This window comes from Streptomyces sp. SID11385, assembly GCF_010548245.1.
Lineage (GTDB): Bacteria > Actinomycetota > Actinomycetes > Streptomycetales > Streptomycetaceae > Streptomyces.
Window position 1 is genome coordinate 1 of the sequence record NZ_JAAGLR010000886.1, and the last position, 2,780, is coordinate 2,780.

The 2,780-nt window shown below is 75.3% G+C and carries 4 protein-coding genes and 1 pseudogene; 4 read left to right on the forward strand and 1 reads right to left on the reverse strand.

All coding sequences use genetic code 11. From position 1 onward, the window contains the following. Positions 1 to 553 (reverse strand): AAA family ATPase (locus G3I42_RS27140; RefSeq protein ID WP_164290246.1); only part of this gene is annotated, 553 nt, incomplete at its 3' end. 190 nt (positions 554 to 743) lie between these two features. Here G3I42_RS27140 and G3I42_RS27145 point away from each other — a divergent pair. The 4 genes and pseudogenes from G3I42_RS27145 to G3I42_RS27160 form a co-directional block, all read left to right on the forward strand. Continuing rightward, positions 744 to 1,100, forward strand: coding sequence for a PRC-barrel domain-containing protein (locus tag G3I42_RS27145; protein ID WP_164290248.1), 357 nt, complete (start codon positions 744 to 746; stop codon positions 1,098 to 1,100). Positions 1,101 to 1,278: 178 nt separating this feature from the next. Then, a complete protein-coding gene (locus G3I42_RS27150; protein ID WP_164290250.1) occupies positions 1,279 to 2,001 on the forward strand; it encodes a siderophore-interacting protein in 723 nt (240 codons plus the stop codon). 177 nt (positions 2,002 to 2,178) lie between these two features. Then, positions 2,179 to 2,469: a DUF5133 domain-containing protein gene (locus G3I42_RS27155; protein ID WP_164290252.1), complete on the forward strand. Its 291-nt coding sequence runs from the start codon at positions 2,179 to 2,181 to the stop codon at positions 2,467 to 2,469. 86 nt (positions 2,470 to 2,555) lie between these two features. After that, positions 2,556 to 2,780, forward strand: a pseudogene (locus G3I42_RS27160) (hypothetical protein); the annotation flags it as partial.

Here is a 2,780-nt window from a genome sequence, read left to right on the forward strand (position 1 = left end):
GCTCCCCGGGCCCGAGCCCGTCGGGCCGCACCGCGGCCACGCCCTCGGCGAAGAGCGCGAACGCCTCGGGCCCGTCCTCGGGCAGCGGCCCGAGCGGGTACACGTACTCCTCGACGAGGTCGAGCGGACGCCGCGCGCTGAGCAGCACCGTGAGCCCGGGACAGGCCGTCAGGAGGTCCCCGGCCAGGTCCCGTACCGCCTCCCACACCTGCTCGCCCCCGTCGAGCACGAGGAGGCAGCGCTGCCGGGCCAGGTAGGCGCACAGCGCCTCGGCCGGCGGGCGCGAGGACTGGTCGGCGAGCCCCACCGCGCGCGCCACCTCGGTGAGGAGCTGCGCCGCGTCGTGCGCCGGGCCGAGGTCCGCCCAGTGCGTCCCGTGCGCGAACGCGTCCGCGGCCTCGGCGCTCACCTCCCGCGCGAGCCGCGTCTTGCCGATGCCGCCAGGCCCCGTGAGGCTCACGAGGCGGCGCGTGCGCAGCGCGTCGAGCAGCGAGGAGCGCTCCCGCTCCCGGCCCACGAAGGTGCTGCGCGCGTGCGGAGTCTGCCCAGGCATTCGTCCAGTCTGGCGCATCGGCGCCCCTGCCCGGACAACCCCGCGCGAAGACGGGCCCGCTGACGGGGCGTCCGTCCGCGCCGTTGCGGGTCGGCGCCCCGACCGGCCGGTAGCCTCGCGTGTGGCCGGGCCGGGCGGGGGCAAGCGGCCGGGAGGGGGGCCTGACGGACCCGTACGAGGAGGCAGGGCGTTGTTCGAAGCCGAGGACATCCGGGACTGGCGCGGCCATGACGTGGTGGACGCCGAGGGGCACAAGATCGGCAGCCTGGAGGCCGTATACGTGGACACCACCACCGATCTGCCGGCCTTCGCCACCGTCGTGACCGGGCTGCCCACCAAACGGAGGCTGAATTTCGTGCCGCTCGACGGCGCGACGGTCAAGCCCGGCGCGCTCAAGGTGCGTTACGACAAGAAGCGGGTCAAGGACGCGCCGTCGATCGACACCGACGGCGAACTCGTCGCCGAGGAGGAGCCGAAGCTCTTCGCCTACTACGACCTCAGCTACCAGCTCGGGCCCTCGGGAGCCCGACGGCTCGGGCGACGCTGAGCCGGCGGGAACGGCGCCGGTACGGGAGGGGGCTGCTCCCCGGCCCGTACCGGCGCCGGACTGTTCTCTCACGCATGATTAGCTTAGGCTTGCCTAAGTAATCCGCCCCGCCGTGGACTCCGCGGCGGGGCGCGCCTACGGACCGGGGCCGGAGCCCCGGCGGCAGGAGGGACGCGGCGTGGGACACGGCTGGGAGGGCGCGGTGCTGCGGCTGCTGCGCGCCAAAGACTTCGCCCTCACGGTGACCGCGAGCGAGCGCCTCACCCCGGATTACGTGCGCCTGCGCGTCACCGGCGGCGGCCTGCTCGACGCGAGCGGCACCCTCCCCACGACCTGGGTCCGGCTCTGGTTCCGCCGGGGCGGCCGCCCCCACCAGCGCGCCTACACCCTCGTGGACCCCGACCCGGCGAGCGGCACCTTCTCGCTCGACTTCGCCCTGCACGCCGGTACGGCCGCCGACTGGGCGCGCGCCGCACGCCCGGGGGACACCATCGAGGCCACCGTGCACGGCGCCCCGCTCACCCCGCCGCAGCCGGAGCCCGCCCAGCTCCTCCTCATCGGCGACACGGCCGCGCTCCCCGCGCTCAACTCGCTCCTCGACGCCCACCCCGACACCCCGGCCACGGTGTGGTTCGAGACCCGCGGACCCGGCGACGCCGACCTCCCCGTGCGCGTCCGCCCCGGCCCGCACACCCTGCTCCGCGTCCCGCGCGAACGCGCCGGCGCCCGCCTCGTGGAGGAAGTACGGGCCACGCTGCCCCGGTACCTCGGCGCACCCGCGGACGCCTGGGCCTGGATCGCCTGCGACACCTCCACGACCCGCGCCCTCGCCACCCACCTCCGTGCCGCCCTCCCCGCCCCGCGCCGCCAGGTCCGCGCGCAGGGCTACTGGCGTCCCTGATCCCGCCACGCCGCCTTCTGGCCGGATGCATCGCCCGCAATGGCTGAAAACCTTTTACTTCGGACGCTTGAGGCACCGAGTGCCGGGTAAGCGGTCAGAAGACCGCCTGCGGCCCACGTCGGCTGAGCCCGTTTTCCGGGGAGGCGACGTCGACGCGAAAAAGTGGAAGGGATCATTGTGCTGATTGCTCACCCTGTCGTGCTGCGCAAGCTGCTGGCCCGTTACGAAGCCCTGAGTGCCGTTCAGGACCCCGGCGCGGAGACCCTCCGCGACCTCGACGACGTCACGTACACGCTCTGCGTCTCCACCGGCACCCGCGCGATCGACGCGGCCCTCGGCGTCGCCCGCGAGCGGCTCGCCCGGGCCGCCGTCGAGGAGCGCGCGGCCTCGATGGCACTGCGTGCCAAGGAGTCGGCACCCCGCCGGATCAGCGGCTCCGGCCCGACCCCCCTCGTCCCCGCCGGGTGACCCGTCTGCGATCCTCACGGCGTGAGCCCGCCGCAGCCGGTGGCGGGCCGGTGCACAGCCCCAGAGATGGCAGAGAGTCCTTCATTGTGTCTTCCCCCACCCCGATCTACCAGCAGCTCGTCGAGGAGCAGGGCGACGTTCTGAACGACACCCGGCAGACCGCCGACGCGCTTCGCAGGAAGGCGGAGCAGACCCTCGGCAGGCCGGGTGCCCCGGCCCCCGAGCCGCAGCCGCGGCCCGCCGCCGCCCCGGCCCCGGCCGCTCCCGCGGCACCGGCCGCCCCGCCCGCCGGGGCGGCGCCCGCCCGCCCG